The sequence below is a fragment of the Xanthomonas sp. BRIP62418 genome, assembly GCF_003993495.1.
In the GTDB taxonomy this organism is placed as follows: domain Bacteria; phylum Pseudomonadota; class Gammaproteobacteria; order Xanthomonadales; family Xanthomonadaceae; genus Xanthomonas; species Xanthomonas euroxanthea.
In genome coordinates, this window is sequence record NZ_QEZG01000026.1 from 19,707 (window position 1) to 44,993 (window position 25,287).

A 25,287-nucleotide genomic window follows, 5' to 3' on the forward strand; every position below is an offset into this window, starting at 1 on the left:
CTCGCCATATGCACATTCACGACTGGCCCACCCACGAACGCCCGCGCGAGAAACTTCTGGCGCGCGGGGCGACTGCCCTGTCCGATGCCGAGCTGCTGGCGATCTTTGTCGGCTCCGGCCTGCGCGGCCAGGACGCCGTCCAGACCGGGCGCAACCTGCTGCTGCGCCACGGCCCGCTGCGCGTGCTGCTGGACCACACGGCGCCCGCGCTGGCGCGCCTGCCCGGCCTGGGTCCGGCTTCGGCCTGCAAACTCAGCGCGGGGCTGGAACTGGCACACCGCCACCTGCTGAGCGCGCTGGAACGCGGCGATGCGCTCAGCGACCCGCCCAGCGCCGGCCGCTACTTTTCGCAACGGCTGCGTCCGCGCCCCTATGAGGTGTTCGCGGTGCTGTACCTGGACACCCGCCATCACGCCATCGCCTTCGAGGAAGTGTTCACCGGCACCATCGACGGGGCCGACATCCATCCGCGCGAGGTGGTGCGGCGGGCGCTACTGCACAACGCCGCGGCAGTGATCGTCGGGCACAACCACCCGTCCGGCAATCCGGAACCGTCCGAGGCCGACCGCGCGGTCACCCGGCGTCTGCTGGGCGCATTGGAGCTGGTGGATATCCGCCTGCTGGACCACTTCGTGATCGGCGACGGCCGGCCCGTATCGCTGGCCGAGCGCGGCTGGCTGGGATGACAGCGCGACGCTGACCTGAACCATCGGCCCGACCCCGGGACGCGCGGTCGGGTAAAATCGCTGGTTTCGTTCCAAGCAGATCCCACGTGAAAGCCCAACTCCGCGCACTGATCGGCCAAGGCATCGAAGCCTTGCGCGCCAACGGCACCCTGCCTGCCGACACCCTGCCGCCGGATTTTGTGGTCGAGCGACCCAAGACGCGCGAGCACGGCGACTTCGCCACCAATGCTGCGATGCTGCTGGCCAAGCCGGCGCGCAGCAATCCGCGCGCGCTGGCCCAGGCGCTGGTCGCCGCATTGCCGGCCAGCGACGACGTGGCCAAGGTCGAGATCGCCGGGCCGGGCTTCATCAATTTCCATCTCGCCCCCACCGCCTACCAGCGCGAAGTGGCGCATGTGCTCAAGCAGGGCCACGACTACGGGCGTGGGCTGGCCGGCAACGGCCGCTCGGTGGGCGTGGAATACGTCTCGGCCAACCCGACCGGCCCGCTGCATGTCGGCCATGGCCGCGCGGCGGCGATCGGCGACAGCCTGGCGCGCGTGCTCGATGCCAACGGCTGGAACGTCAAGCGCGAGTTCTACTACAACGATGCCGGCGTGCAGATCGAGAACCTGGCCTTGTCGGTGCAGGCGCGCGCGCAAGGGCTCACCCCCGACAGCGACGGCTGGCCGGAGAATGGCTACCGCGGCGACTACATCGCCGATGTGGCCAATGCCTACTTGGCCGGCGACACCGTCGACCTGGAAGGCCATCTGGTCACCGGCGGCAAGGATCCTGCCGACTTCGACGCGATCCGCCGTTTCGCCGTGGCCTACCTGCGCAACGAGCAGAACCACGACCTGGCCGCGTTCCGCGTCGATTTCGATATCTATTTCCTCGAAAGCTCGCTGTACAAGGACGGCAAGGTCGAAGAGGCCGTGCAGAAGCTGATCGCCTCCGGCCATACCTACGAGGAAGGCGGCGCGTTGTGGTTGAAGTCCACCGACTTCGGCGACGACAAGGACCGGGTGATGCGCAAGTCCGACGGCACCTACACCTACTTCGTGCCGGACGTGGCCTACCACCTGACCAAGTGGCAGCGCGGCTACGAGCGCGCGATCACCGAACTGGGCGCGGACCACCACGGCTCGCTGACGCGCGTGCGCGCCGGACTGCAGGCGCTGGAACTGGGCATCCCGCAGGGCTGGCCGGAGTACGTGCTGCACCAGATGGTCACGGTGATGCGCGGCGGCGAGGAAGTGAAACTGTCCAAGCGTGCCGGCAGCTACGTCACCCTGCGCGACCTGATCGAGGAAACCAGCGCCGATGCGGTGCGCTGGTTCCTGATCGCGCGCAAGCCCGACTCGCAGCTCACCTTCGACATCGACCTGGCCCGCCAGCAGAGCAACGACAACCCGGTGTTCTACGTGCAGTACGCGCATGCGCGCGTGTGCAGCGTGCTGCGGCAGGCGCAGGAAAAAGGCTACAAGTACGAGCAGGCGCATGGACTGGCCGAGCTGGCGCGCCTGGACGACGAGCACTCGCTCAACGTCATGGTCGAGCTGTCGCGCTATGCGGAGGTGGTGGAAATCGCCGGCCAGGCGCTGGAGCCGTACCAGATCGCGCAATACCTGCGTGAATTGGCGCACGCCTTCCACACGTGGTATCACAACACCAAACTGCTGGTGGACGATGCCGCAGAGCGCGACGCCAAACTCACCCTCGCCGTCGCCACGCAACAGGTGCTCGCCAACGGCCTGGAACTGCTTGGCGTCAGCGCCCCAGAAAAGATGTAAGTCGGGCCGCATGGCCCGTAACGACGTGATTCGGAGAAGTGGTAGATGGCAGCACGACGCGGTAAGAGTCAGGCGCGACGCAACACCAGCAATGGCACCCCAGGTTGGGTGTGGTTGGTGGCAGGCGCTGCGATTGCGGCAGTGATCTTTCTGGCCGCGCCCAACCTGTTCAAGAAGGATGGCGACGGCTTCCTGCGCGTGGGCCCGCGGGCGAACCCCGATGCGCAGCCCGAGCCGGTGGCCGATGCCGACGTGGATACGCCGGCCGAGCTCCCCAAGCCCGCGCAACCGCCCAAACCGCAAGCCAAGCCGGGCGATGCGCAAACCCAGTACGACTTCTACACCTTGCTGCCCGGCAAGGAAGTGCAGATGTCCGATGCCGAACTGGCGGCCAGTGCGCGCGCCGAGGAGGCCGCACGTGCGCGTGCGGCCCTGGAAGGCAAGCCGGTTGCACCTGCACCGGGTGCGAGCGTGGCCGCCGCCACGCCGGCCACCAGCGTGCCGGTGCCGTTGAACGAAACGGCGGCCAGCGCGCCGAAGCCGTTGGCGGAGACCGCCCCGGCACGTCCGGCCGCCACGCCGGCGCCGGCCAGCACAGCCGCGCTCGCCACGCCGGCTGCGACGGCTGCGACGGCTGCGCCGAAGCCGGCAGCGGCAGCTGCCACCGCGGCAACCCCCGCTGCAGTGACAGACAACACCCGCTACATCCTGCAGGCCGGCTCGTTCGGCGCCTCCGGCGACGCCGAATCGACCAAGGCCAAGCTGGCGATGATGGGCCTGGCCGCACGCGTGGAATCGGCCGATATCAGCGGCAAAACCGTCTACCGCGTGCGCATGGGGCCGTATGGCAGCGCCGGCGAACTGGCCGAAGCCAAGCAGAAGCTGACCGGCAGCGGCTTGCCCGCCATTGCGATCAAGGCGCAGTAGCCGCAGTGCTGCAGCGCGCCGCCGGCCTGTGGTTGTGGTGGGGACTGATCGGCGCGGCGCACGCCACCGAGCAGATTCCAGACCGTGTCCGGATCGACGGGCAGGACGCGGCGCTGCTGGCCGAACCCCTGTCGCCGGTGCTGGACGACCAGGCCACCTGGCAACGTTTCGTGCCGCATGCGCGACAGGCGCTGGGCAGTTGCAGTGCGAACTGGCGCGGTTACCGGGCCGATTGGCGCGTGGAAAACGCGCAGCTGCTGCTGGATCGCGTCGTCATCGGCGCCTGTGCCACCGCTCCGCCGGCATTGCCCCTGGATGTGCTGTTTCCCGGACGAACCGCCCCGGTCGCCGCGGACTGGATCGATGGCGAGCTGGTGATTGCTTTGCCAACCGCTGCGAGCGCCGCCGACACCGCGCCAACCGCCGCAGAGGCGCCGTACCTGCTCCTGCAGGTGCAACACGGCCGTGTCCTGGCGCGCGAACCGCTCAGTGAGGCCAGCCTGCGCGCGCGGCGCGCCCAGGCCAGCGTGCCCGGCCCTGCCACTGCCCCCTGATCCCTTGCCTGATCCCCCTCGTTTGCAGGAGTTATCCCCCATGTCCAAGACTGTCCTGATCACCGGTGCCACCTCCGGATTCGGCAGCGCCGCCGTGCGCCGGTTTGCCGCCGACGGCTGGAAGATCATCGCCACCGGCCGCCGCGCCGAGCGCCTGGATGCCCTGGCGGCCGACCTGCCCGCCGGCCAGGTGCATACCGCCGCGTTCGACATGCGCGATGCGCAGGCCTTGTCGGCAGCGATCGATGCAGTGCCGGCTGAGTTTGCCGACATCGATGTGCTGGTCAACAACGCCGGGCTGGCGCTGGGCACCGCGCCCGCGCAGCAGGCCGACCTGACGCAGTGGCAGCAGATGATCGACACCAATGTCACCGCGCTGGTCACCCTCACCCACCGCCTGCTGCCGGCGTTGATCGCACGCCGTGGCGCCATCATCAACATCGCCTCGGTCGCGGCGACCTACCCCTATACCGGCGGCAACGTCTACGGCGGTACCAAGGCGTTCGTGCAGCAGTTTTCGCTGGGCCTGCGCGCGGACCTGCACGGCACTGGCGTGCGCGTGACCTCGATCGAACCGGGCATGGCCGAAACCGAATTCACTCTGGTGCGCACCGGCGGCAACCAGGCCGCCTCGGACACGCTGTACCGCGGCGCCACGCCGATGACTGCCGAGGACATCGCCGAGCAGATCTTCTACGTCGCCAGCCTGCCGGCGCACCTGAACATCAATCGGCTGGAAATCATGCCGGTCACGCAGTCGTTCGCCGGTTTCCAGGTGGCGCGCGACGCGCAGTGACGATGGCCTGCAACGCCGATGCATCTGCCGGGTCGCGATCCGATGCTGTGTCGGCCGGCGCGTGAGCACTGCGCGCCGCATCGAAGCAGCACGACAACGCCGCGCATTGCGCGGCGTTTTGCGCTGCGCGGTCAGCCGCGATCAGCAGCAACCAGCGGCCGCACGCCTGGCCGCAGCACCCTGTCACGCAGCTGCAGGAACGGGCGCTCCACCACGTAGTGCAACAGCGCACCGCCCAGCACTGCCACCAGGCCATACACCGCAAACGCCAGCACGCCACGCCCCTCCAGCGCCGGGCCGAACCAGCCCTGGGTGAGATGGAACACGGCCTTGTGGGTCAGATACAGGCTGTAGGAAATGGCCGCCAGCCACGCCGCACCAGGCACGCGCACGCCGCCAAGCACACCGCGGGTGGCGGTGCCGGCGAGCACCAGCAAGGCCAGTCCCAGCGACAGCACCGGCCAACCCAGCGCATTGCCGACCAGGCCGGTGCGCTCGCGAAACAGCCACATCGCCAGCGCCAGGATCGCCACGCCTGCAAGCAAAAATGCATTGCCGTGTTGCTGCAGCCGTTGCCACAGCGCGGGGCGAACGACCTTGAGCACCGACAGCACGACACCGGCCAGCAGACCGTCCAGACGGTTCCAGGTCGGGTAATAGAGGTCTTCGATGAACCAGTTGCGCTGCAGGCCGGCGCCGGCGCTGTCCAGGGCGGTGTTGTGCCACCAGATGCCGGCGCGCAACGCGATGCCTGCCACCACCACCAGCACGCAGAGCACGACGAACCGCGCGGCCGAGGGCCGCCGCATCAACAGCGTCGCCAGCAACGGAAACACCAGATAGAAATGTTCTTCCACGCAGAGCGACCAGGCGTGCGAGAACGCGGCATCACGGCCATAGTCGACCAACAGGTTCAGGGTGAAGCTGACGAACATCCACCACGGCGCCAACCCGGGCGCCTCGCGGAACTGCGGCCACGCCAAGTAGATCGCCAGCACCACCAAGAACGCCGGCAGGATGCGGAACGCGCGGCGCAGGTAGAAATCCCTGAAGTCCAGGCGCTGCCCGCGTGCCAGCGGCCTCAGCACCTGCGTGCCGATCAAAAAACCGCTCAACACGAAGAACAGGTCCACGCCCATCCAGCCGTAGCGCGACAACCACGCCCAGTCCGGCCCCAGACCGCCGACCACGAAGGAATGGAACAGCATCACCCAGACGATGGCGATGCCACGCAGCAGATCGAGAGCGGGATAGCGCATGCGGGCGATGCAGGGCCGAGGGAGCCCGATTGTGCCGCATCCCGCCGCTGCGGCGATGCCGGCACCGGCGTTGGCCGCGCTCGCCAGCTCGTGCCGGCAACGCAGACGCGTTCCCGACGTCTGTCAGCAGTGCAGGCCTGCTGCCGTCGACCAGCTAGCGGCGACAGCAACACGCCCAGCACCCCAACGGTGCCGCACCCGGAGACCTTCGGTACCGCCAGCCGCATTGCTGCCGCCAAACCGCTGTCGATGCTGTGGCTTCCCCACGGCGTCATCCATCACGCGACAGCCTGCTGCTCCACGCGCGCTCCCTGCGCCAGCGTCACCGTCGGTTCCAGCAATCCCCATGCTTCCAGCTGGTCCACTGCCCGGCCGATTCCGTCCTCCTCGCGGATGCGCTGCCCCAGCGCGCGTGCCGCCGCGCGCATGCCCGGCGCGCTGGCCTGGCCGATGGCATCGGCCAGGGTCTCCGGCTGCAATCCGGCCCGTGCAAGCGCCGGCGGCGCGACGCCGCGCTGGGCCAGGCAATGCGCCCAGAACGGCTGGTCGTAGCCGAACGGCAGCACCACCGACGGAATCCCCGCAGCCAGCGCCGCACCGGTGGTGCCGGCACCGCCGTGATGCACCGCCACCGACACCCGTGGAAACAGCCAATCGTGCGGGGCCTGTTCCAGCTGGAAGAAGCGCCCGGCATCGTCGGACGCATCTTCCCCGGCCGCCAGCCCGCCCCAGCCGCTGGCCAGCAGCGCGCGCTGACCGGTCAGACGCACCGCCGCCTTGACGGTGGCGGTGAGCTGCGCCGCATCGCTGCTGATCATGCTGCCGAAACCGATGTACAGCGGCGGCGGGCCCGCCTGCAAAAATGCCTCCAGCGCGGCCGGCGGCTGCCACTGCGGCTGCGGCAACTGCCAGAAACCGCTGACCTGGGCCCGATCCGGCCAGTCCGGCGGACGTGGGCACAGATGCTCGCTGTAGCCATACACCACGCGCTGCGCACTGCGATCGGGACCGCTCCACGGATACGCCGGCAACCCCAATGCCGGGCGCACGATGCCGTTGAGCGCCGGGCGCATCAGCTGCCAGCCGGCAAAGCGCACCGCATGATGCAGCGCCACACTCACCAGCCCGGGCAGACGCACGGTGGGCATCACCATCAACGGCACGTGGCGCGAGGCGGTCAGCGGCTGCAATTGCGTGAGCACCACCGGCAGCCCGTAGGCCTGGCCCAGGCTGTGCGCCAGCAGGCTCGCGCTGCCGACGCCGAGAATCAGGCCGGCATCGGCACAGGCCGCGCGGCCCTGCGCGGCCCAGTCGCGTGCCCACTCCAGCAGCTGGGCGCGCAAGGTGCCCCAGATGCCGCGCCAGCCACCGCGCATCTCGGCGACATCCGGATGGCCCTGCAACAGCTTCTGGTGGTCGCCGCTGAGCGGGAAGAACTCCAGCCCGTTGGCACGGATCAGCGATTCAAAGTTGGCGCTGGTCAGCACCCGCACCGGGTAACCGCGCTCCTGCAAGCCACGCCCCAGCGCGATGATCGGGCGCACATCGCCATGCGTGCCCAGGGTGGCGATCAGCACCGGGCGGCGTCCCGCGTTGAAGGAAGACTCAGGCATATTCGGCCACCCCGTCGCTGGCGGTGGCGATGCGGCCATCGCGTTGTACGGCTTTCGCAGTGGCCGCGTGCAGCAATGCACTGAGCGTGGCCGAATGCGTGGGCGACAGCATCGAATGGTGGTCGCTGTCGAGCGCATGCAGGTGCAGGTTGCGTACGTACGGGCGCCAGGCCTGCGGCCGGTAATCCACCCACACCGTATCGTCGCCGCCGGAGCTCATGCGCACGCTGGCTTCGACGAACACCACATCCTGGTCCAGCGGCTTGGGGCGATGGCGCCGCGCCAGCTGCAGGTGGTGCTGGGTCATGCCGCCCATGTCGTCCAGCAATGTGGGACGTTGTTCGAGCAGCTGGCGCACCGCGGGCAGGTCGTTCAACCCGTAGTGATCGCACAGCAGGCTGGCCAGTTCGGCCACCGTGGTCGGCATCGGCTGACCATGGGCCAGATGCAGGCCCAGCGCATGCACCGATGCACGCACGTTTTCCGATTCCGGCAGCGACGCGGCCTGCTCCAGGTGCGGGTAGCTGTCGAGCATCGCCAGCAGTTCGACTTCTTCGCCCAGCGCATGCAGTTCGGCGGTGATGGCATGGGCGATCAAGCCGCCCAGCGACCAGCCAATCAACCGGTACGGCCCCTGCGGCTGCACCGTGCGCAGCCGCGCCAGATAGTCGCGTGCAATCGCCTCGATGCTTTCCGGGCGATGCTGCGGGTCGCTCAAGCCCGGCGACTGCAGGGCATATACCGGCCACTGCGGATCGAGCTGGCCGAGCAAGGTGAGATACGACCAGCCCAGGCCGACCACCGGATGAATGCAGAACAGCGGCGTCGTGCCCGGGGTGCCGGCACGCAGCGGCAACAGCACGCCGAGCGGGTCGTTCGGGGTCTGCACGTTGCGCTTGATCACCTCGGCCAGGCCGGCGATGGTCGGTGCATGGAACAGGCTGCCCAACGGCAGTTCGACACCGAACGCCTGCGGGAAGCGTGCGGCCATTTCCGCCGCGCGCAGCGAGTCGCCGCCGAGCTCGAAGAAGTTGTCTTCCACACCCACCGCCTCGATCCCCAGCACGTCCTGCAGCATCGCCGCCAGCTGGTGTTCGAGCGCATCGCGCGGCGCCACATGCGCGCGCTGCGGCAGCGCACCCGGCGACGGCAAGGCGCGGCGATCCAGCTTGCCATTGGGTGTCAGCGGCAATGTCTGCAACGGCATCCACAAGGTGGGAATCATCGACGCCGGCAGGCGCTGCTGCAGATGCGCACGCAGCAGCTCGGGCGATGGCGTTGCGCCCTGCTTGCCCACCACATACGCCAGCAACTGCAGCGCATCGTGGTCGCCATCGCGATGACCGACCACCACCGCCTGCGCCACCTGCGAATGCAGCAGCAAGGCGTTTTCGATCTCGGCCGGCTCCACGCGATGGCCGCGGATCTTCAGTTGCGCGTCGGCGCGGCCGATGAATTCCAGCATGCCGTCGCGGCGCTGACGCACGCGGTCGCCGGTGCGGTACATGTTGCTGCCGTCGTTGGCGAACGGGTCGCGCACGAACCGCTCGCTGGTCAGCTGGCGCTTGCCGCGATAGCCCTTGGCCACGCCCGCACCGCCGATGTACAACTCGCCAATCGCACCGGTCGGCAGCGGTTGCCGCTGCGCATCGAGCACATAGACACGCGTATTGAGCAGCGGCCGGCCGATCGGCGGAGCGGCGGCGTCGGTCAGCTGCAACGGCATGATGGTCGACCAGATCGTGGTTTCGGTCGGCCCGTACAGCTGGGTCAGGCGCCCGACCCGGCTCAGCAGCTGGGTCGCCAGTTCCGGCACCAGGGCTTCACCACCGACCAGAGCGTGGATACGGTCCAGCGCCAGATCCTGGTTGGCCAGCAGGATGCGCCACAGCGATGGGGTCGCCTGCACCACGCTGATCTGCGCGTGCGCGATCAGCCGCGACAGGCTGCGCGGATCATGGGTGATGCCGGCCGGTGCGATGACCACGCGCGCGCCCACCAGCAACGGCAGATACAGCTCCAGCCCGGCGATATCGAAGGTGATGGTGGTGACTGCCAGCACGCGGTCGCGTGGGCGCAATGCCAGCTCATGCTCCATCGCGTGCAGGAAATTGAACAGATTGCGATGGCTGATTTCCACACCCTTGGGCGCGCCGGTCGAGCCGGAGGTGTACAGCAGGTAGGCAGTCCCGTCCGGCGTGGCCAGCGGCGCGATCGCCGCCGGCAACACCGCCGGGCGCGGATCCAGCCAGACCATGCCACCGAGCAGATAGCGCTCGCACAACGCCGGCTCGCAGACCAGCGCGATGGCGCCGGAATCGTTGAGCATCTGCCGGTTGCGCGCGGCCGGGCTTTCCGGGTCCAGCGGCAGATACGCCGCCCCGCTCCACATCACCGCCAGCAGGGCCACCAGCAAGTGCTCGCTGCGCGGCAACGCGATGGCGACCACATCGCCGGGGCGGACGCCATCGGCCACCCATTGCGCGGCGATGCGCGAGGCCAGTTCGCACAGCGTGGCGTAATCCAGGGTGCGGTTGTCGTATTCCACCACCACCGCTGCCGGCATCAGCTCGGCGCGCTGCAGCATGCCGTGCAGCAACGTGGCAGGTTCCGGCAACGCCGCGGCGGTGGCGTTCCAGGTGTGCAACAGGCGGTGGCGTTCCGCATCGCCCAGCACATCGATCTGGCCCAGCGCGCACTCCGGGTCGGCCAATACCGCATCGGCCAGATGGGTCAGGCGGCGGCAATGGTCGGCCAGTTCGTCGCTGTCGTACAACGCCGGATTGGCATCCAGATCGAAGCGCAACGCGGCACCGTCGCCGCGCTCGTAGCAGAAGATGGTCAGATCATCGGCCGGGCCGTTGGAGAGGTTATGCGGCATCGCATGGGCCTGGCCAAAGCGCAGTGCGTAGTCGAAGGCTTCGATGTTCACCGCCAGGCGTGCGAACTTCTGGTCGATCCCGAACATGCCCAGATCGCGGCGCACATCCTCGAAGCGGTATTGCTGGTGGCGCAGCGCATGCCTGACCACCGAGGACACCTGCGCGAACAGGGCATGCACCGGCTGCTGCGGATCCATTTTCAGGCGCAGCGAAATCACATTGGCTACCAGGCCTGCGGTCTGCCGGTAACGCGCATTGATGCGGCCGGTCACCGGCATGGCCAGCACCAGATCCTCGGTGCCGGTGCAGCGGTAGTAATAGGCGGCGATCAGCGAAATCAGCATCTGCGGCAGGCTGGCGCCATAGTCCTTGCCCAGCGCACGCAGCCGCGCCACCTGCTGCGGCGAGAACTGCCCGGTGCCACGCAACAGCCCGGTCGACAGCTGGCTGCCCGGACGTGCCAGGGTTGCCGGCGGCGGCAGATCGGCCAGCTGCTGCATCCAGTAGCTGCGGTCGCGCTGAAAGCGATCGGAGTCGCGATACTGCTGCTCGAGTTCGATCAGCGACAGCGCGCTGCCGTATTGCGCAGGCGCCGGCTCGATGCCTTCTGCGTAGGCGTTATACAGCACCGCCATGCGCTGCATCATGATCGAGGCGCAATAGCCATCCATCACCAGATGACTGACGCATTGCACCCACATGTGGTGATCCTCGCCCAGGCGGAATACTGCGCAATGCCATAACGGCCCGTTCTGCAGGTCTTCCGGCTTGCGGATTTCTTCATCGACCCAGTGCTCGGCCGCAGTGCGCGGGGACGGATCTTCGCTGACGTCGAAGTACGGAATCGCGGCGGTGTAGTCGGGCAGGACCACCTGATGCGGCACGCCGTCGTGCTCGACGATGCAGAGCCGCAGCGTGTCGAATTCGCGCGTCAGCTGCATGCTGGCGCGGATCAGCAGCTGCGGATCGAGCGGACCGACCATTTCCAGGGCTTCGGACAACATCAAGGTGTTGTCGGTGTGCAACTTGTTGGCGACCCACAGGCCGCGTTGCGCTTTGGTCAGGGGAAACACGGGAGAGGCGTCAGCGTGCATGGCGTGCATCCTTCTTGTATGGCGCGCAGTCGCCCGGTGCGCCATGCCCGCAACGCGGTCACTGGGACGCCGGATCAGCACATGGCCTTGAAAACGTGAGGTAAGAGACACCGACGACCGCCGGCGCAGGCCGGCGATACACGATGGAAACGCACAATGGGAACGCACCACGAAGCGACGTGCAGCGTCGAGACAACGACGTGCACCGGCTTTCTTTAAAGCACTTGTTTCCCGACAAGTTAAACAAACACTAACAATTAGCCAACGCGATAAACCGTGCAAAAATCACGAAATCCGCGTCGCCTGCAAAAATCATGTGCTGAAGTGTGATTTCAATTAGTGTTCCAGATGCGTACGTCCACAGATGGCGTTTCCCACACGCCGCGCGCTGCGGACCAGACTGCCATGCATCACCCGGCAAGGTGGCCAAGGCGTTCTTTGCCGGGAATTTGGCCTGTTTCGCAACATGCCCGGAACCGCGCGCACCAAGACCACTGCATGCAACGGCATTGACATCAGTGCACTGCGGGCACAACCACTGCGCAAGGCACCGCACTTTTTTGAATGCCGATTGCAACCGCAGCGTCACGCGAGGGTTATCTGACTGTCATTGCCACGCCGCGTCGGCCACGCATGCACAGCCGTGGGATGCGTGGCCAGCTCCTGGCTAGAGCAGATGGCATGGGGTCTCGCAGGCCGTCGATGGACGGCACGTCACCGGCATCGCCAAGGCGCGCAGAAACCACGGCGTCCGGCGATGGCGCAGGTCAACATCTGAGGCACGTCACATGCCGGCCGCATCGCTGCGCTGCGGACCACCTCTCCCATGCATTGCGCGCGGAGTGACAACAAAACGGCGCGCCACGGCATCGGCCGCAGCGCGCAGTGCATCAGCCCAACGGTTCGTCGGACAGATAGGTGTAACCGGTCAACCCTGCTTCCAGTGCATCGCTCAGTTCCTGCGCGCGCTCGGGCGATAGCTGCGCGGCGGCGATGCGCTCGGCATAGGTCGCACGCAGCGTGTCCAGCTGATACCCCACGTAGTCCAGCATCACATCGGTGGTATCGCCACGGCGCTGCTGCGCGATGCGATAGCCGTCGCCATCCACGGCCACTTCCACCGCATCGGTATCGCCGAACAGGTTATGGATGTCGCCGAGGATTTCCTGGTAGGCGCCCACCAGGAAAAAGCCGATGCGATAGCTCTCGCCTGCATTCAACGTGTGCAGCGGCATCGAGCTGTCCAGGCTTTCGTTCTCGACATAGGTCTTGACCATCCCGTCGGAATCGCAGGTCATGTCGGCAATGATGCCGCGCCGCTGCGGTGCTTCGTTCAGGCGCTCGATCGGCACGATCGGAAACACCTGATCGATCGCCCACACATCCGGGATCGACTCGAACACGCTGAAGTTGACGAAGTACTTGTCCACCAGCCGCTCGTTGAGTTCGTCCAGCACCGGGCGATGGCTCTTTTCGTCGAAGCTCAGGCGTGCACGCACGCCGTGCGCGATCGCATAGAACAGGTCGTCGATGCGCGCGCGGTGGGTCAGGTCGATCTGGCCCAGTGCATACGCACTCAAGCCTTCGGCGTGGAAATGCTGCGCCTCCTGGAACAGTTCCACCGCCGGGCGCACATCGAGCTCGTCGTGGATCTCGCGCAGGTGGCGGATCGCCGCCGGTTCGTCGTCGTGCGCGTCGGGCACGCGGCCTTCCGGCGCCTGCTCCACTTCGGACACGTTGGCGATCAGCACCGCGTGGTGGGCGGTCATGGCGCGGCCGCATTCGGTGACGATGCGCGGCGGGGCCAGGCCGTGCTCTTCGCAGGCGCTGGCCAACGGCTGCACGATGTTGCTGGCGTAGGAATGCAGGCCGTAGTTGATCGAGCAATAGCTGCGCGAGCGCGTGCCTTCGTAGTCGATACCCAGACCACCGCCGACGTCCACGTGGCTGATCCTGGCGCCCAGGCGCGACAGCTCCACGAAGTAGCGCGTGGCCTCGCGCATGCCGTTGGCGATGTCGCGCACGTTGGAGATCTGCGAGCCCATGTGGAAATGCAGCAGGTTCAGGCTGTCGGCGTACTCGGTGTCGCGCAGCGTCTTCCACAGGTCCAGCACCTGACGCGGCGACAGCCCGAACTTGGCCTTGTCGCCGCCGCTGTTCTGCCACTTGCCCGCGCCCAGCGAGGCCAGGCGCATGCGCACGCCCAGGCCCGGCTTGACGTCCAGCGCGCGCGCCTCTTCCAGCACCAGCTTCAGCTCGGAGGGCTTTTCGATGACGATGAAGGTCTGCAGGCCGAGCTTGCGGCCGATCAGCGCCAGGCGGATGTATTCGCGGTCCTTGTAGCCGTTGCAGACGATCAGCCCGCCCGGACGCGACAGCGCCAGCACCGCCATCAGCTCCGGCTTGCTGCCCGCTTCCAGGCCGAAGCCGTCACCATGGTGGCTGGCCAGGGTGCCGGCCACGCCGCGATGCTGGTTGACCTTGATCGGGTACACCGCGGTGTAGCCGCCGGCGTAATCCCATTCGGACTGCGCCTGCGCGAACGCCGCCTGCAGCTTGCCCAGGCGCTGGCCCAGGATGTCGGGGAAACGCACCAGCAGCGGCAGCTTGGCGCCGGCCGCGCGCGCGGCGTCCACCACCTCGGGCAACGACACCGACGGACCGTCGCTGGTCGGCGTGACCACTACATGTCCGGCATCGTTCACGTCGAAATACCCGTCGGCCCAATGCGGGATCGAATAGGTCTTGCGGGCTTGGTCGAGGGACCAATCGCTCATTTCGCTGACTCGGCTGGGGCAAAAAGGGCGTGAAGTGTAACGCCTGGCACGCGCAGGGTCCGTTACAATCCGCGCCGACTTCACGCCCTGCTCCTGGTCGGAGCGGGGTTGGCAGGGGGTCGGGACGGCCGCCAGCAGCTTGCTTGCACGCGGCGGCGCCCGCCCCTCATCCGGCGCTTCGCGCCACCTTCTCCCGGCGGGAGAAGCAACAGCCCCCATCTTTAGGACTTTGCATGAGCGCCAACGACAACTGGTACATCGAACACTTCCAGCCGACCGGCTCGGCCATCGGCTTCCGCATCAGCGGCAAGCTGGACGAGGTGCAGTCCCCGTTCCAGAAGATCGAGATCTACCAGACCACCGACTGGGGCAAGCTGATGCTGATCGACGGCGCGGTGATGCTGACCAGCCGCGATAATTTCTTCTACCACGAGATGATCAGCCACCCGGCGCTGTTCACCCACGCCGCGCCCAAGCGCGTGGTGATCATCGGCGGCGGCGACTGCGGCACACTGCGCGAGGTGCTCAAGCACCCGGGCGTGGAAAGCGCCACCCAGTGCGATATCGACGAGCAGGTCACCCGCATGTCGGAGAAGTATTTCCCCGAGCTGTGCGACTCCAACCACGACGCGCGCGCCGAGCTGTTGTTCGACGACGGCGTGGCCTACATGGCCAACTGCCCGGCCGGCAGCGTGGACATCGTGATCGTCGACTCCACCGATCCGGTCGGCCCGGCCGAAGGCCTGTTCAACAAGGCCTTCTACGAGAGCTGCTTCAAGGCACTGAAGGACGACGGCATCCTGGTGCAGCAGTCCGAATCGCCGCTGGCGCTGCTGGAGCTGATCAAGGAAATGCGCACCGAAATGGGCAAGGCCGGCTTCCAGTCGTTCAAGACGCTGCCGTTCCCGCAGCCGTGCTACCCCACCGGCTGGTGGAGCGTGACCATGGCCAGCAAGCAGGCCAACGCCGATTTCGCCTTCCGCCAGGACGCCGCACAGGCCAAGGGCTTCGAGACGCTGTACTACACCGCGCACCTGCATACCGGCGTGCTGGTCGCACCGCCGTTCGTGGCCAAGGCGCTGGGCGAGTAAGCGTAACTGTCAGCCCGTCGCGCTGCCGGCAGGTACGCGCGGCGCAGCAGGAACCACGGTAGGCGTGGTTCCTGCCGGTTCCGGGCAACGGCCGCGCCCGCCTGGCGATCGACGCAGGCGTTTTTGTGGGTCCTGGCCGTGGCCGCGGCCAGGTACCGTGCCGAGCGCCTACAACCGCGCCAGCACCTCGGTTTTCTTGGCGTCGAACTCCTCCTGGGTAACCAGCCCCGCATCCAGCAATTGCCTGAGCTTGCTCAGCACCTGTATCGGATCGTCCGCGGCAGCTGCCGTGCTCGGCGATGCAGACGGCATGCCGCCCTGCGCGCCGGGTGCATGCACCACCACGCCACCGGCCGAGGCGCGCAACTTGTCGAACTCCAGCTGCTGGCGCTTTTCGTAGGCCGATTCTTCCACCTGCTGCGCATAGGCGTAGACCCGCCGGGCCTGTTTCTTGGGCAGGCTGTCGATGGACAGGTAGCCGCCCTGCGTGGTGCGGCACATGATCGTCGCTCCCAGCATCTGCTCGCTCATGTGCACGTCGAGCACCTCGCGCCAGGGGACATCGCGAAACGTCATCCCGAACAGCGTGGGGTGCACCACGATGAATCTGCGAGTGGTCAGCACCACCGCGGCCGGCGACAGGTTCACCACCATCTTCTTCTGCACCGCGATGTACTCGACCTGCTCGTCCCGCGTCAGCAACTCGTTTACCTTGGGCAGGATCTTGCCCACGGCCACCGGGTCCTGCTCGTCGGCCAGGAATTGCGTAAAGACCTCCATACCTTCCTCGTCATGATCGCCTGCGCCGCAGCGTGTCCTTTATGACACCACATCCGTGCCTTCGTGGTGCCGATCAGAAATCCGGCCAGCAATGCACGGCGCCGGATCGCTGAGTGCTTCAGACAGCCCCAACGGCAACAAGGCGGATGTCGCCATCGCCTTGCTGTGGGCACCACGCTGGTTTTATCGCCGGCGCGAAAACGGACTCCGGCGCCGAAGCTCAGCACTTCGGCACGATTGATCGTGATGTCGTCGGCATGCGGGTCGTTCGTGTTGGGAGCGCTCACACTGACCCGCTGGCCGATAACCACACCGCAGCCCGCACCCAGAGCTGTCACCGACGTTGGAGCCCGCCATGCCGATGGCCACGGCACGCCCTGCGGGCCAAGTCACCTGCTGCATGCAGCGCGCGCCCGGATAGCGACAGGATGAGTCATAGATGACGCGGCAAGCTGTTGATTCTTCAGACCGTTCCACTCCCGGAACATTTCATTTGTTAAACAAATGTAATTACCATACTTCCAAGTTCTAAAATTCACCGGACCGATCCCTTGCGATCATCGTGAACCTGCCAGACGCGTGATTCCTCCGCGCCGACAAGGTCCGGAGACTTGCCATGCATTACCAGCCGCTGGACACCTCCAGCCTGCAAATCGTCACGCCGGTGTTGCTCAAGCAGGGCACCCGGCTGCTCGAGCCCAACGTCTATCGCACGCATCTGGATGGACAGCTGGCGGTGGTCAAGGACTACAGCCGCTACCGCCGCACGCTGCTGGCGCCGGTCGCGCGGCTGATGGTGCGCCACGAGGCGAAGATGCTGGCCCGCCTGCACGGTTGGCGGCATGCGCCGGCCCTGCTCGGCACGTTGGGTGGTCTGGCGCTGGGCATGGAGTTCATCCCCGGCGACACTCTCAGTGCCAGTGCGGTGGTCGGCCAGGAAGTCTTTCAACAATTGCAGCAGGCACTGCGTCGCCTGCATGCGTTCGGCATCACCCATAACGATCTGCACGGCACCAACGTGGTGGTCAGTGCCGGGGTGCCGGTGTTGATCGATTTCACCTCGGCCTGGCGCTTCCCGCGCTGGTTGCGGCGCGGCACGCTGGCACGCCAGCTGCAGCGCAGCGACGTGGCCAATTTCCAGAAGATGCGCCAGCGCCTGGCCGGGATCGCACCGACCGCCGACGAGGCCGCACGCAGCGCCGAACCGCGCTGGGTGGGCACCCTTCGCGGCGGCTGGAAGCGGCTCTATCGCCGCCTCAAGCGCGGCGCTTAAACAGCTCGGAGCCGCCTGACGAGCATCCGTCAGAGAGGTGCGGACCGCGCGGGGAACCGGCGTGTAGGAGTGGTCCACGCCGCACCTGGCAGCGGCTGCACCGCCTGCCGGTGAGCACAGTCGCTGTGTCAGCGGCTCTCAGCCACCAACAGCACCGTCAGTGCTCCACTGCCGCCGACCCGGCGGGTGCCTTGTAGGCGATCAAGCGCGGCGCGTCGGCGATGAAGCGGTCCAGCACGCCATCGGCAATCTTGACCGGGCCCCCGAAGCGCGTGGCGCCGGGAATCGAGACGATTGCTGCGGCTTCGGCCGCGATCCGCTTGGCATCGGCAAACGCAACGGACGCCTGCGCGTCACCACGATTGGCGGCATCCAGCCCGGCCGCGGTCTGCTGCAGCGCGCGGCCCCAGCCGTCCATCGCCTCCAGCCAGGGACGCGACTGTTCCGCAAAGCCCTTGTCGGCCACGCCCGCACGGATGATCTGCGGCGCAGCCGCGAACGCGTCCGCCGTGCGCGCCAGTTCGGCGATGGCCTGGCTGCGCGCCGCCGCATCGCCGAGCGCAATCGTCTCGCGTACATGGTCGAGCACGGCCTTCAGGCGCGGTGCCTGTTCCTGCCACGGCTGGCTGCCGAAGGTTGGCGCCAGATGCTGGGTATCGAAGAAGGTCAGCAGCGCGGCGGTCACGTGCGCGTCGCCACCGGCCAGGTCGCGCGCGGCCGCGTGCCAGGTGCGCTGGGCGTCGTAGCCGGTGTCGTTCCATGCGAACGCGGTCAGCCCCATCACCGCGACCCGGCTGGGCACTTCCTGATTCATCGGGTTGGAGACGATGCCGGACAACTCCGCCGACAGGCCGGCTTCGCGCCGCGCATACGGGGCCATCAGCAGGCGCCCGGCCGAGGTTTCGAAATCGTTTACCGGGTAGTTGTCCCACAGCAGCGTCTTGCGGCCGAATGCCTTGGTGGCCGCGCGTGCATCGGGAATGGAAATGGCCGGCGGCACCACGTCGGTGCCGGTCCACTGCACCACGATCTTCGGGTCCAGGTGCTTGCGCAGCGCTTCCTTGTACGGGCTTTCCTTGGCGTCGTAATACTCGGTCGGCACCATGATCAGTTCCGAAGACGCATCGTGGCGGGCCACCAGGTCGGCCTGCACCAGATTGAGCAGGTACGACTGCGCGATGCCGGCCGCCTGCGCGCCAGACGCGCCGAAGGTGGTCTTGTCGCGCTCGCAGTTCCACTTGGTGTATTCGATATCGTCCAGCGCCACGTAGAAGCTACGCACGCCCAGCGCGCGGAAGGCATCGAACTTGCGCAGCAGTGCCTTGGCATCGGCCGGATCGGAGAAGCACACCGTCGGCCCCGGCGAGATCGCATAGACGAAGTCGACGTGATTGCGCTTGGCGGTGGCCGCCAGCTTGCCGAGCGCCTTTAGCGTCGCGGCCGGATACGCCTCGCGCCAGCGGTCGCGCGCATACGGGTCGTCCTTGGGGCTGTAGATGAAGGTATTGGCCTTGCTGCGGGCGAGAAATTCGATGTGCTTGCTGCGGTCGGCCATCGACCATGGCGCGCCGTAGAAGCCTTCGATGGTGCCGCGGATCGGCATCGCAGGATGATCCTGGATCGCCAGGGCCGCAATGGCCGGGCGCTCGACCAGCTGGCGCAGCGTCTGCGCCGCATGGAACAGGCCATCGTTGTCGTGGCCGGCCAGCGTGATCAGGCTGCCGGTGCCGAGCGTGACACTGGCCAGCGTATAGCCCTCCGTGTGGGTGTCCTGCACCGCCTTGCTGCGCGTCAGCGCATCGCGCACCACTGCCGCCTCACCGGTGCCGAGCACGATATGCGGGCGGTCGAGCGTGGCCGGCAGACGCGCCGCAGTGGCGATCTTGGTGACGCCGGCCGTGCCGAGGATGCGGCGCACCAACGCGACCGCCTCCGGATCTGCGCCCGGTGCCACCACCAGCACCACCGACCGACCCAGCGTGACCGTGCCGCCGTCCAGCGTGATCGCGACCGGCGTGGGGAAGATCGCCGGCTGGGTGACCGGCTGCGCCAGTGCGGGGACTGCCGCCGCTGCCAGGCCTGCTGCCAGCCACAGCGAGAGCGGGCGCAAGCCCGACGTTCCAGCGCGTCGCTTCATCCCCGAACTCCGGTATTGAAATGGTATTAGGCCCTAGAGTAGGCAAGTCCTCGCGTGGCGACAAGCGGGGCCGATCTCGGGACGGTCGTCACCTTCAACGAGCCTGACGCCAGGTCACACGCATGCGCCTGCTGCCGATGCCGGCCTCGGGTGCCTGGCCCGGCCTTCGGTATTGAAATGGTATGAATGCCTGCCGACGCGCTTACAGCGCGTCGCTATCCAGCTCGCCGGTGCGGATCCGCACCACGCTGCCCAGGTCGTAGACGAACACCTTGCCGTCGCCGATCTTGCCGGTCCCGGCCGCGGTCACGATGGCCTCAACCACGCGCTCGGCCTGGTCGTCGGTCACCGCCACTTCGATCTTCACCTTGGGCAGGAAATCGACCACGTACTCGGCGCCGCGATACAGCTCGGTGTGCCCCTTCTGGCGCCCGAACCCCTTGACCTCGGTCACCGTGATGCCCGCCACCCCGCAGCCGGCGAGCGCTTCGCGCACATCGTCGAGCTTGAACGGTTTGACGATGGCCATGATCATTTTCATCGGTGCAGTACCAAGGGCATGACGGGGCGCGCAGCATACCGTGGACGGCCATAACACTCACCCCATGGCGTACCGCCGTCACCGCGGCCGACAGCCGAATGGGACTATCCTTACCGCCTGCCGACTGCCTTGCCGATGTTCCGCGTGTCCCGGCCTGCACTAGGCTTCCTACGGACCTGCGGAGAACACCCATGATCGATTTCAACCAGCTCGACGAGCTCGCCCGCCGCCTCAGCGACCTGGTGCCGCCGGGTCTGCGCCAATCGCGCGAAGAACTGCAAGGCACCTTCAAGGGCGCACTGCAGGCCGGCCTGGGCAAGCTGGACCTGGTCACCCGCGAAGAGTTCGACGTGCAGCGCGCGGTGCTGCTGCGCACGCGCGAGAAACTCGACGCGCTGGAACAGGCCGTGGCCGCGCTGGAAGCCCGCGCGCCCGCAACGCCACCCAGCGCTCCCTGACCAGGGCCTTCCACCATGAGTCTGGCGCTGGTGCACAGCCGCGCCCGCGTGGGGGTGCATGCACCTGAGGTTCGGGTGGAAGTGCATCTGTCCGGCGGGCTTCCCTCCACCCAGATCGTGGGCCTGCCCGAGGCTGCGGTACGCGAATCGCGCGAACGCGTGCGTGCGGCGCTGCTGTGCGCACAATTCGAATTTCCCGCCCGGCGCATCACCATCAACCTGGCCCCGGCCGACTTGCCGAAGGAAGGCGGCCGCTTCGACCTGCCGATCGCCCTCGGCATCCTGGCCGCCAGCGGCCAGATCGATCGCCAAACCCTGGCCGATTACGAATTTCTCGGCGAGCTCGCGCTGACCGGCGAATTACGTGGCGTCGATGGCGTACTGCCGGCCGCCCTGGCTGCCGCGCAGGTCGGCAGACGGCTGATCGTGCCGCTGGCCAACGGCGCCGAAGCGGCCATCGCCGGGCACGTCGAAGCCTTCACCGCGCGCACGCTGCTGGAAGTCTGCGCCGCGCTCAACGGCAGCCAACGGGCACCGGCCGCCGAGGTGGCGGTGCCGGCGCTCGGCGCGCGTGCCCTGCCCGACATGGCCGATGTGCGCGGCCAGCCGCATGCGCGTCGCGCGCTGGAGATCGCCGCCGCCGGCGGCCATCATCTGCTGCTGGTCGGCAGCCCCGGCTGCGGCAAGACCCTGCTCGCCTCGCGCCTGCCCAGCCTGTTGCCCGAATCCAGCGAAGCCGAGGCACTGGAAACCGCTGCCATCACCTCGGTCAGCGGCCGCGGGCTGGATCTTGCGCGCTGGCGGCAGCGGCCTTACCGGGCCCCGCACCACACCGCCAGCGCGGTCGCGTTGGTCGGTGGTGGCACCCATCCGCGTCCCGGCGAGATCTCGCTGGCCCACCACGGCGTGCTGTTTCTGGACGAGCTCCCGGAGTGGCAGCGGCAGACGCTGGAAGTGTTGCGCGAGCCCCTGGAGTCGGGGCTGGTGACGATTTCGCGCGCAGCGCGCAGCGTGGATTTCCCGGCGCGGTTCCAACTGGTTGCTGCCATGAACCCGTGTCCGTGCGGATGGGCCGGCGACGGCAGCGGGCGGTGCCGCTGCAGCAGCGACAGCATCCGCCGCTACCGCAGCCGCATCTCCGGTCCCTTGCTGGACCGGATCGATCTGCATGTCGACGTGCCGCGACTGCCACCGCATGCCTTGCGCAGCGGCAATCCCGGCGAAGACAGCGCCAGCGTGCGTACACGCGTGGTCGTCGCACGCGAACGGCAACTCGCCCGTGCCGGCGCACCCAACGCACAACTGGATCAGGCACAGACCGATCATCACTGCCGCCTGCAGGGCGACGATCAGGTGCTGCTGGAACGCGCCATCGAACACCTGCAGCTCTCCGCGCGCTCGATGCATCGCATCCTGCGCGTGGCTCGCACCATCGCCGATCTCGACGACAGTGCAGCCATTGCCACCCGGCATCTGACCGAGGCCATCGGCTACCGCAAACTGGATCGTGCGGTGGAGACGGCGAGCGCGGCGTAGTGCGCCGACCCGGGTGCGTCGAGGCGACCGACCGCCCACCGCACCCCATTCCACGCCGTTGGTTAGGGCGCTAAGCACTTCAGCAGGGCAGGACGGTCGACCGCTTCATCGCGCCGTCGCTTGCTGCCTGTGCGCCTGCAATGAGCGTGCACGCGCCTTTCTCTGGCGGCACGGCATTGGCCCCATACGTCCACCCGCTCTCTCCGGCGTCGCAACATCCATTTCATGGCAATGCACGTACAACGTCCGCCACACCACTGCGCAGAGGCCGCCATGAGCCGACATCCCGACCTAGTCACCGTCCCGTCCCTGGATCTGAATCGCTATCTGGGCACCTGGTACGAGATCGCACGGCTACCGATTCGCTTCGAGGATTCCGATTGCACCGATGTATCGGCGCACTACTCGCTGCAGGACGATGGCACGGTGCGGGTGCAGAACCGCTGCCTGACCGCCGAAGGCGAGCTGGAAGAGGCCGTCGGCGAGGCGCGCGCCATCGACGACAGCAACGCGCGGCTGGAAGTCACCTTCCTGCCCGAAGGCCTGCGCTGGATTCCGTTCACCAAAGGCGATTACTGGGTGATGCGCATCGATGCGGACTACACCGCCGCGCTGGTCGGCGGTCCCGACCGCAAGTACCTGTGGCTGCTGGCAAGGCTGCCGCAGCTGGACGAAAACATCACCCAGGCCTATCTGGCGCATGCGCGCGAGCAGGGCTTCGACCTGGCCCCGTTGATCCACACCCCGCATACCGGGCGACTGACCGAGCAGCCACTTCCCTGAGTGCTGCGCACAGCTGACATCGCAGTCTGCCCGGTCGCCAGAACGTGCCGCCAAGGCCCCCTAAGGATGGACGACCTGTCCTGCAAGCAGTGAGGGCACGCGCCCTCGGACCTATGCCCGCCTCCGACGCTCCGGCGTTGAACGACTGCGCAGACTGGACTGCAGCCCGACTCAACCGTTGAGCGTGCCCAGATCCTTGGCCGCAGCCTGCGCGCCTTCCAGGCTGTCGAAGGCAACACCGGTGTCGCCGACCACGTACTTGGTCAGCTCGCCATCGCGGGTGGTTTCCTGCATCTTGAAGATCGGCACTGCATCGGTGCCGCCGACGCGTTCTTTCTGCGTTGTCATGGTGATTCCTCCAGGGAGAGTGCCTGCACGGAGCCGGATGGCGCCGCGGCTCCCACGCGGGAGCACAGACGACCCGACCCTAGCGCGCCGTCTGGTGCAGGCGCGTGAATCCATTGACGAGGCCGATTGCCACAGCGCCCGGCACCATCATTTGCAGAAAATCACATCCGCTTCGCCCCGCGGACGCGCGCAACCCACGCGTCTGTCGTACATTCGCGACGTGCAGCCTCATCAGTCCACCGTCACTCTCTCCACCGTCTTGCCGCGGCATGCCCGCGTGCGGCGCAACTACGCCGCGCCGTTCGTGGGGCGATGCATGTCAGCGCTGCCCTGCGCGGGCTGTCGTGCGTGAGCACGCCTCCCCGCAGATGTGGGTGGTGAGGTGAAGCGTCAACGCATCATCAGTGTGACCGTGTTGCTGGTGCTGCTGTGCGCAACGCTTCCGATCAGCCTGTCCTACTACCTGGCATGGCGGCTGGCGCTGGACCGCGAGGAAGGCAAGCTCGCGCAACTCGCGGCATTGTCGATCCGGCGCACCGAAACCGCCTTTGACGAGGCACATGGTGCGCTCTTGAGCATGGGCGCATCGCCGCTGCAGCCGTGTTCCCAACCGCATCTGGCGCAGATGCGCGCGCTGGTGCTGGCCAGTCATTACATCGTCGAACTGGGCTACCTCCAGCAGGGCCGGCTGCGATGCACCTCGTGGGGCCCATCGCCGGAGGTCGTGGCGCACACCGCTGCCGACTTCGTGGTCAAGCGCGGCATCGCAGTCACCACGCGGTTGCGCCCGCTGGCCAATCCGCACCACCCGCTGATGGCCTTGCAGTTGCGGGACTACAACGTGCTGATCAATCCGACCACGCTGACCGACATCAATCTGCCGCCCGGCCTGCAATTGGCGATTGGCACGCCGGACGGCCAGATACTGAGCAGCACCGGCACCGCCGCCGAGCAGCTGCTGATCGCGCTGCCGACCGCTGCATCCGGCACCGGGCCGGACGCCCAGGCATTGTCCGGCCGCGACCGCCGCGGCGACTGGGCCGCGGTCGTCACCGAGCCGGTGGCGTATCTGCGCGGGCCACTGGCGGCCGCACGGCTGCAGGTGGTACCGGTCGGCATCGCGCTGGCGCTGCTGTTGGTCAGCCTGGTGATCTGGGTCTCGCGGCGGCGGTTGTCGCCGCTGGCGCGGCTGGAAATCGCCGTGCAGCGCAACGAGTTCGTCGTGCACTACCAGCCGATCATCGCGCTCGACACCGGCGCCTGCGTCGGTGCCGAGGCGCTGGTGCGCTGGCAGCAACCCGATGGCGTGTTGATCCCGCCCGATGCCTTCATCCCGCTGGCCGAAGAGAGCGGCCTGATCCTGCCGATCACCGATCTGGTGGTGGCCGAAGTCATCCGCGACCTCGGCCCGACCCTGGCGACCGACCCTTCCCTGCACGTGGCCATCAATGTCTCCGCCGACGACATCAAGAGCGGCCGTGTGCAGACCGTGCTGGCCCGGGCGCTGCATGGCACCAACGTGGACAGCGGACAGTTGTGGGTGGAGGCGACCGAACGCAGCCTGATGGACATCGAAGCGGCGCGCACCACCATCACCCACCTGCGCGGTGCCGGCCACACGGTGTCGATCGACGACTTCGGCACCGGTTATTCGAGCCTGCAGTACCTGCAAGGCTTGCCGCTGGATGCGCTGAAGATCGACAAGTCCTTCGTGGACACCATCGGCACCCACTCGGCCACCAGCGCGGTGACCTCGCACATCATCGACATGGCCAAGACGCTGCAGCTGCGCACCATCGCCGAAGGCGTGGAACGGCAGGAGCAGCTGGACTATCTGCGTGCGCACGGCGTGGACCTGGCGCAGGGCTGGCTGTTCTCGCGCGCGCTGCCGGCCACCGGCTTCATCGCCTACCACGCGCTGATGCGCGGCGGCGCGCACTGACCAGCGCCGCTACGGCGTCAACACCGACGTGGAGC

The 25,287-nt window shown here is 67.3% G+C and carries 20 protein-coding genes; 11 read left to right on the forward strand and 9 right to left on the reverse strand.

Features of this window, described 5'->3' with window-relative positions; genetic code table 11:
- Positions 1 to 8: 8 nt before the first annotated feature.
- From radC to EO174_RS03690, 5 genes are all read left to right on the forward strand, one after another.
- Entirely contained in the window at positions 9 to 686 is a 678-nt protein-coding gene (gene radC, locus EO174_RS03670; RefSeq protein WP_104584918.1) for a DNA repair protein RadC, read from the forward strand.
- 86 nt (positions 687 to 772) lie between these two features.
- Positions 773 to 2,461 carry an arginine--tRNA ligase gene (gene argS / locus EO174_RS03675; RefSeq protein ID WP_104584916.1) on the forward strand — a complete coding sequence of 563 codons (1,689 nt, stop codon included), beginning with the start codon at positions 773 to 775 and terminating at the stop codon, positions 2,459 to 2,461.
- 45 nt (positions 2,462 to 2,506) lie between these two features.
- Positions 2,507 to 3,388 carry an SPOR domain-containing protein gene (locus EO174_RS03680; RefSeq protein WP_126942327.1) on the forward strand — a complete coding sequence of 294 codons (882 nt, stop codon included), beginning with the start codon at positions 2,507 to 2,509 and terminating at the stop codon, positions 3,386 to 3,388.
- Positions 3,389 to 3,393: 5 nt separating this feature from the next.
- Positions 3,394 to 3,942, forward strand: a complete 549-nt coding sequence (locus tag EO174_RS03685) for a hypothetical protein (protein WP_126942330.1) — start codon at positions 3,394 to 3,396, stop codon at positions 3,940 to 3,942.
- 40 nt (positions 3,943 to 3,982) lie between these two features.
- The gene (locus tag EO174_RS03690; RefSeq protein ID WP_104584909.1) at positions 3,983 to 4,738 is read left to right on the forward strand and encodes an SDR family NAD(P)-dependent oxidoreductase; all 756 of its coding nucleotides are present in this window, start codon (positions 3,983 to 3,985) and stop codon (positions 4,736 to 4,738) included.
- Between the two features lie 131 nt (positions 4,739 to 4,869).
- Here EO174_RS03690 and EO174_RS03695 read toward each other — a convergent pair whose 3' ends face one another.
- From EO174_RS03695 to speA, 5 genes are all read right to left on the reverse strand, one after another.
- Positions 4,870 to 5,997, reverse strand: coding sequence for an acyltransferase (locus EO174_RS03695; RefSeq protein ID WP_126942333.1), 1,128 nt, complete (start codon positions 5,995 to 5,997; stop codon positions 4,870 to 4,872).
- Between the two features lie 278 nt (positions 5,998 to 6,275).
- A complete protein-coding gene (locus EO174_RS03700) occupies positions 6,276 to 7,610 on the reverse strand; it encodes a glycosyltransferase (RefSeq protein WP_126942336.1) in 1,335 nt (444 codons plus the stop codon).
- Positions 7,603 to 11,586, reverse strand: a complete 3,984-nt coding sequence (locus EO174_RS03705) for a non-ribosomal peptide synthetase (protein ID WP_126942339.1) — start codon at positions 11,584 to 11,586, stop codon at positions 7,603 to 7,605. Before EO174_RS03705 ends, EO174_RS03700 begins: the two co-directional genes overlap by 8 nt.
- A gap of 250 nt (positions 11,587 to 11,836) precedes the next feature.
- Complete coding sequence (locus tag EO174_RS03710; protein ID WP_126942342.1) at positions 11,837 to 12,175, reverse strand: hypothetical protein; 339 nt, start codon at positions 12,173 to 12,175, stop codon at positions 11,837 to 11,839.
- Between the two features lie 301 nt (positions 12,176 to 12,476).
- Positions 12,477 to 14,363, reverse strand: coding sequence for an arginine decarboxylase (speA, locus tag EO174_RS03715; RefSeq protein ID WP_104649974.1), 1,887 nt, complete (start codon positions 14,361 to 14,363; stop codon positions 12,477 to 12,479).
- 233 nt (positions 14,364 to 14,596) lie between these two features.
- On the opposite strand from speA, the gene speE reads away from it, so the two are divergent.
- A complete protein-coding gene (speE, locus tag EO174_RS03720) occupies positions 14,597 to 15,454 on the forward strand; it encodes a polyamine aminopropyltransferase (protein ID WP_024939717.1) in 858 nt (285 codons plus the stop codon).
- A gap of 168 nt (positions 15,455 to 15,622) precedes the next feature.
- Here speE and EO174_RS03725 read toward each other — a convergent pair whose 3' ends face one another.
- Positions 15,623 to 16,234 (reverse strand): PH domain-containing protein, encoded by a 612-nt coding sequence (locus EO174_RS03725; protein ID WP_104584958.1) that lies wholly within the window; start codon positions 16,232 to 16,234, stop codon positions 15,623 to 15,625.
- Positions 16,235 to 16,850: 616 nt separating this feature from the next.
- On the opposite strand from EO174_RS03725, the gene EO174_RS03735 reads away from it, so the two are divergent.
- A complete protein-coding gene (locus tag EO174_RS03735) occupies positions 16,851 to 17,507 on the forward strand; it encodes an RIO1 family regulatory kinase/ATPase (protein ID WP_164739214.1) in 657 nt (218 codons plus the stop codon).
- 157 nt (positions 17,508 to 17,664) lie between these two features.
- Here the strand turns inward: EO174_RS03735 and EO174_RS03740 are convergent, their stop codons facing one another.
- Together EO174_RS03740 and EO174_RS03745 are read right to left on the reverse strand one after the other, a co-directional pair.
- Positions 17,665 to 19,644 (reverse strand): beta-N-acetylglucosaminidase domain-containing protein, encoded by a 1,980-nt coding sequence (locus EO174_RS03740; protein ID WP_126942348.1) that lies wholly within the window; start codon positions 19,642 to 19,644, stop codon positions 17,665 to 17,667.
- 202 nt (positions 19,645 to 19,846) lie between these two features.
- Entirely contained in the window at positions 19,847 to 20,185 is a 339-nt protein-coding gene (locus tag EO174_RS03745; RefSeq protein ID WP_016904463.1) for a P-II family nitrogen regulator, read from the reverse strand.
- Between the two features lie 191 nt (positions 20,186 to 20,376).
- Between EO174_RS03745 and EO174_RS03750 the strand changes: the two genes are divergently transcribed.
- The 3 genes from EO174_RS03750 (at position 20,377) to EO174_RS03760 (ending at position 22,962) form a co-directional block, all read left to right on the forward strand.
- Positions 20,377 to 20,643 carry an accessory factor UbiK family protein gene (locus EO174_RS03750; protein WP_126942351.1) on the forward strand — a complete coding sequence of 89 codons (267 nt, stop codon included), beginning with the start codon at positions 20,377 to 20,379 and terminating at the stop codon, positions 20,641 to 20,643.
- A gap of 15 nt (positions 20,644 to 20,658) precedes the next feature.
- A complete protein-coding gene (locus EO174_RS03755) occupies positions 20,659 to 22,179 on the forward strand; it encodes a YifB family Mg chelatase-like AAA ATPase (protein ID WP_126942354.1) in 1,521 nt (506 codons plus the stop codon).
- Positions 22,180 to 22,452: 273 nt separating this feature from the next.
- Complete coding sequence (locus tag EO174_RS03760; RefSeq protein WP_164740074.1) at positions 22,453 to 22,962, forward strand: lipocalin family protein; 510 nt, start codon at positions 22,453 to 22,455, stop codon at positions 22,960 to 22,962.
- A gap of 171 nt (positions 22,963 to 23,133) precedes the next feature.
- On the opposite strand, the gene EO174_RS03765 is transcribed toward EO174_RS03760, so the two are convergent.
- Complete coding sequence (locus EO174_RS03765) at positions 23,134 to 23,310, reverse strand: hypothetical protein (protein ID WP_010374782.1); 177 nt, start codon at positions 23,308 to 23,310, stop codon at positions 23,134 to 23,136.
- Positions 23,311 to 23,692: 382 nt separating this feature from the next.
- Between EO174_RS03765 and EO174_RS03770 the strand changes: the two genes are divergently transcribed.
- Complete coding sequence (locus EO174_RS03770) at positions 23,693 to 25,252, forward strand: EAL domain-containing protein (RefSeq protein WP_104584887.1); 1,560 nt, start codon at positions 23,693 to 23,695, stop codon at positions 25,250 to 25,252.
- Positions 25,253 to 25,287: the final 35 nt, after the last annotated feature.

Excerpts from the sequence above, each read along its gene's own strand:
- EO174_RS03760 (WP_164740074.1), top strand. The coding sequence starts at position 22,453 with ATGAGCCGACATCCCGACCTAGTCACCGTCCCGTCCCTGGATCTGAAT.
- EO174_RS03745 (WP_016904463.1), bottom strand. The coding sequence starts at position 20,185 with ATGAAAATGATCATGGCCATCGTCAAACCGTTCAAGCTCGACGATGTG.
- radC (WP_104584918.1), top strand. The coding sequence starts at position 9 with ATGCACATTCACGACTGGCCCACCCACGAACGCCCGCGCGAGAAACTT.
- EO174_RS03735 (WP_164739214.1), top strand. The coding sequence starts at position 16,851 with ATGCATTACCAGCCGCTGGACACCTCCAGCCTGCAAATCGTCACGCCG.
- EO174_RS03750 (WP_126942351.1), top strand. The coding sequence starts at position 20,377 with ATGATCGATTTCAACCAGCTCGACGAGCTCGCCCGCCGCCTCAGCGAC.
- EO174_RS03680 (WP_126942327.1), top strand. The coding sequence starts at position 2,507 with ATGGCAGCACGACGCGGTAAGAGTCAGGCGCGACGCAACACCAGCAAT.
- EO174_RS03755 (WP_126942354.1), top strand. The coding sequence starts at position 20,659 with ATGAGTCTGGCGCTGGTGCACAGCCGCGCCCGCGTGGGGGTGCATGCA.
- EO174_RS03695 (WP_126942333.1), bottom strand. The coding sequence starts at position 5,997 with ATGCGCTATCCCGCTCTCGATCTGCTGCGTGGCATCGCCATCGTCTGG.
- EO174_RS03740 (WP_126942348.1), bottom strand. The coding sequence starts at position 19,644 with ATGAAGCGACGCGCTGGAACGTCGGGCTTGCGCCCGCTCTCGCTGTGG.
- speA (WP_104649974.1), bottom strand. The coding sequence starts at position 14,363 with ATGAGCGATTGGTCCCTCGACCAAGCCCGCAAGACCTATTCGATCCCG.
- EO174_RS03705 (WP_126942339.1), bottom strand. The coding sequence starts at position 11,586 with ATGCACGCTGACGCCTCTCCCGTGTTTCCCCTGACCAAAGCGCAACGC.
- EO174_RS03725 (WP_104584958.1), bottom strand. The coding sequence starts at position 16,234 with ATGGAGGTCTTTACGCAATTCCTGGCCGACGAGCAGGACCCGGTGGCC.
- EO174_RS03765 (WP_010374782.1), bottom strand. The coding sequence starts at position 23,310 with ATGACAACGCAGAAAGAACGCGTCGGCGGCACCGATGCAGTGCCGATC.
- EO174_RS03700 (WP_126942336.1), bottom strand. The coding sequence starts at position 7,610 with ATGCCTGAGTCTTCCTTCAACGCGGGACGCCGCCCGGTGCTGATCGCC.
- EO174_RS03690 (WP_104584909.1), top strand. The coding sequence starts at position 3,983 with ATGTCCAAGACTGTCCTGATCACCGGTGCCACCTCCGGATTCGGCAGC.
- speE (WP_024939717.1), top strand. The coding sequence starts at position 14,597 with ATGAGCGCCAACGACAACTGGTACATCGAACACTTCCAGCCGACCGGC.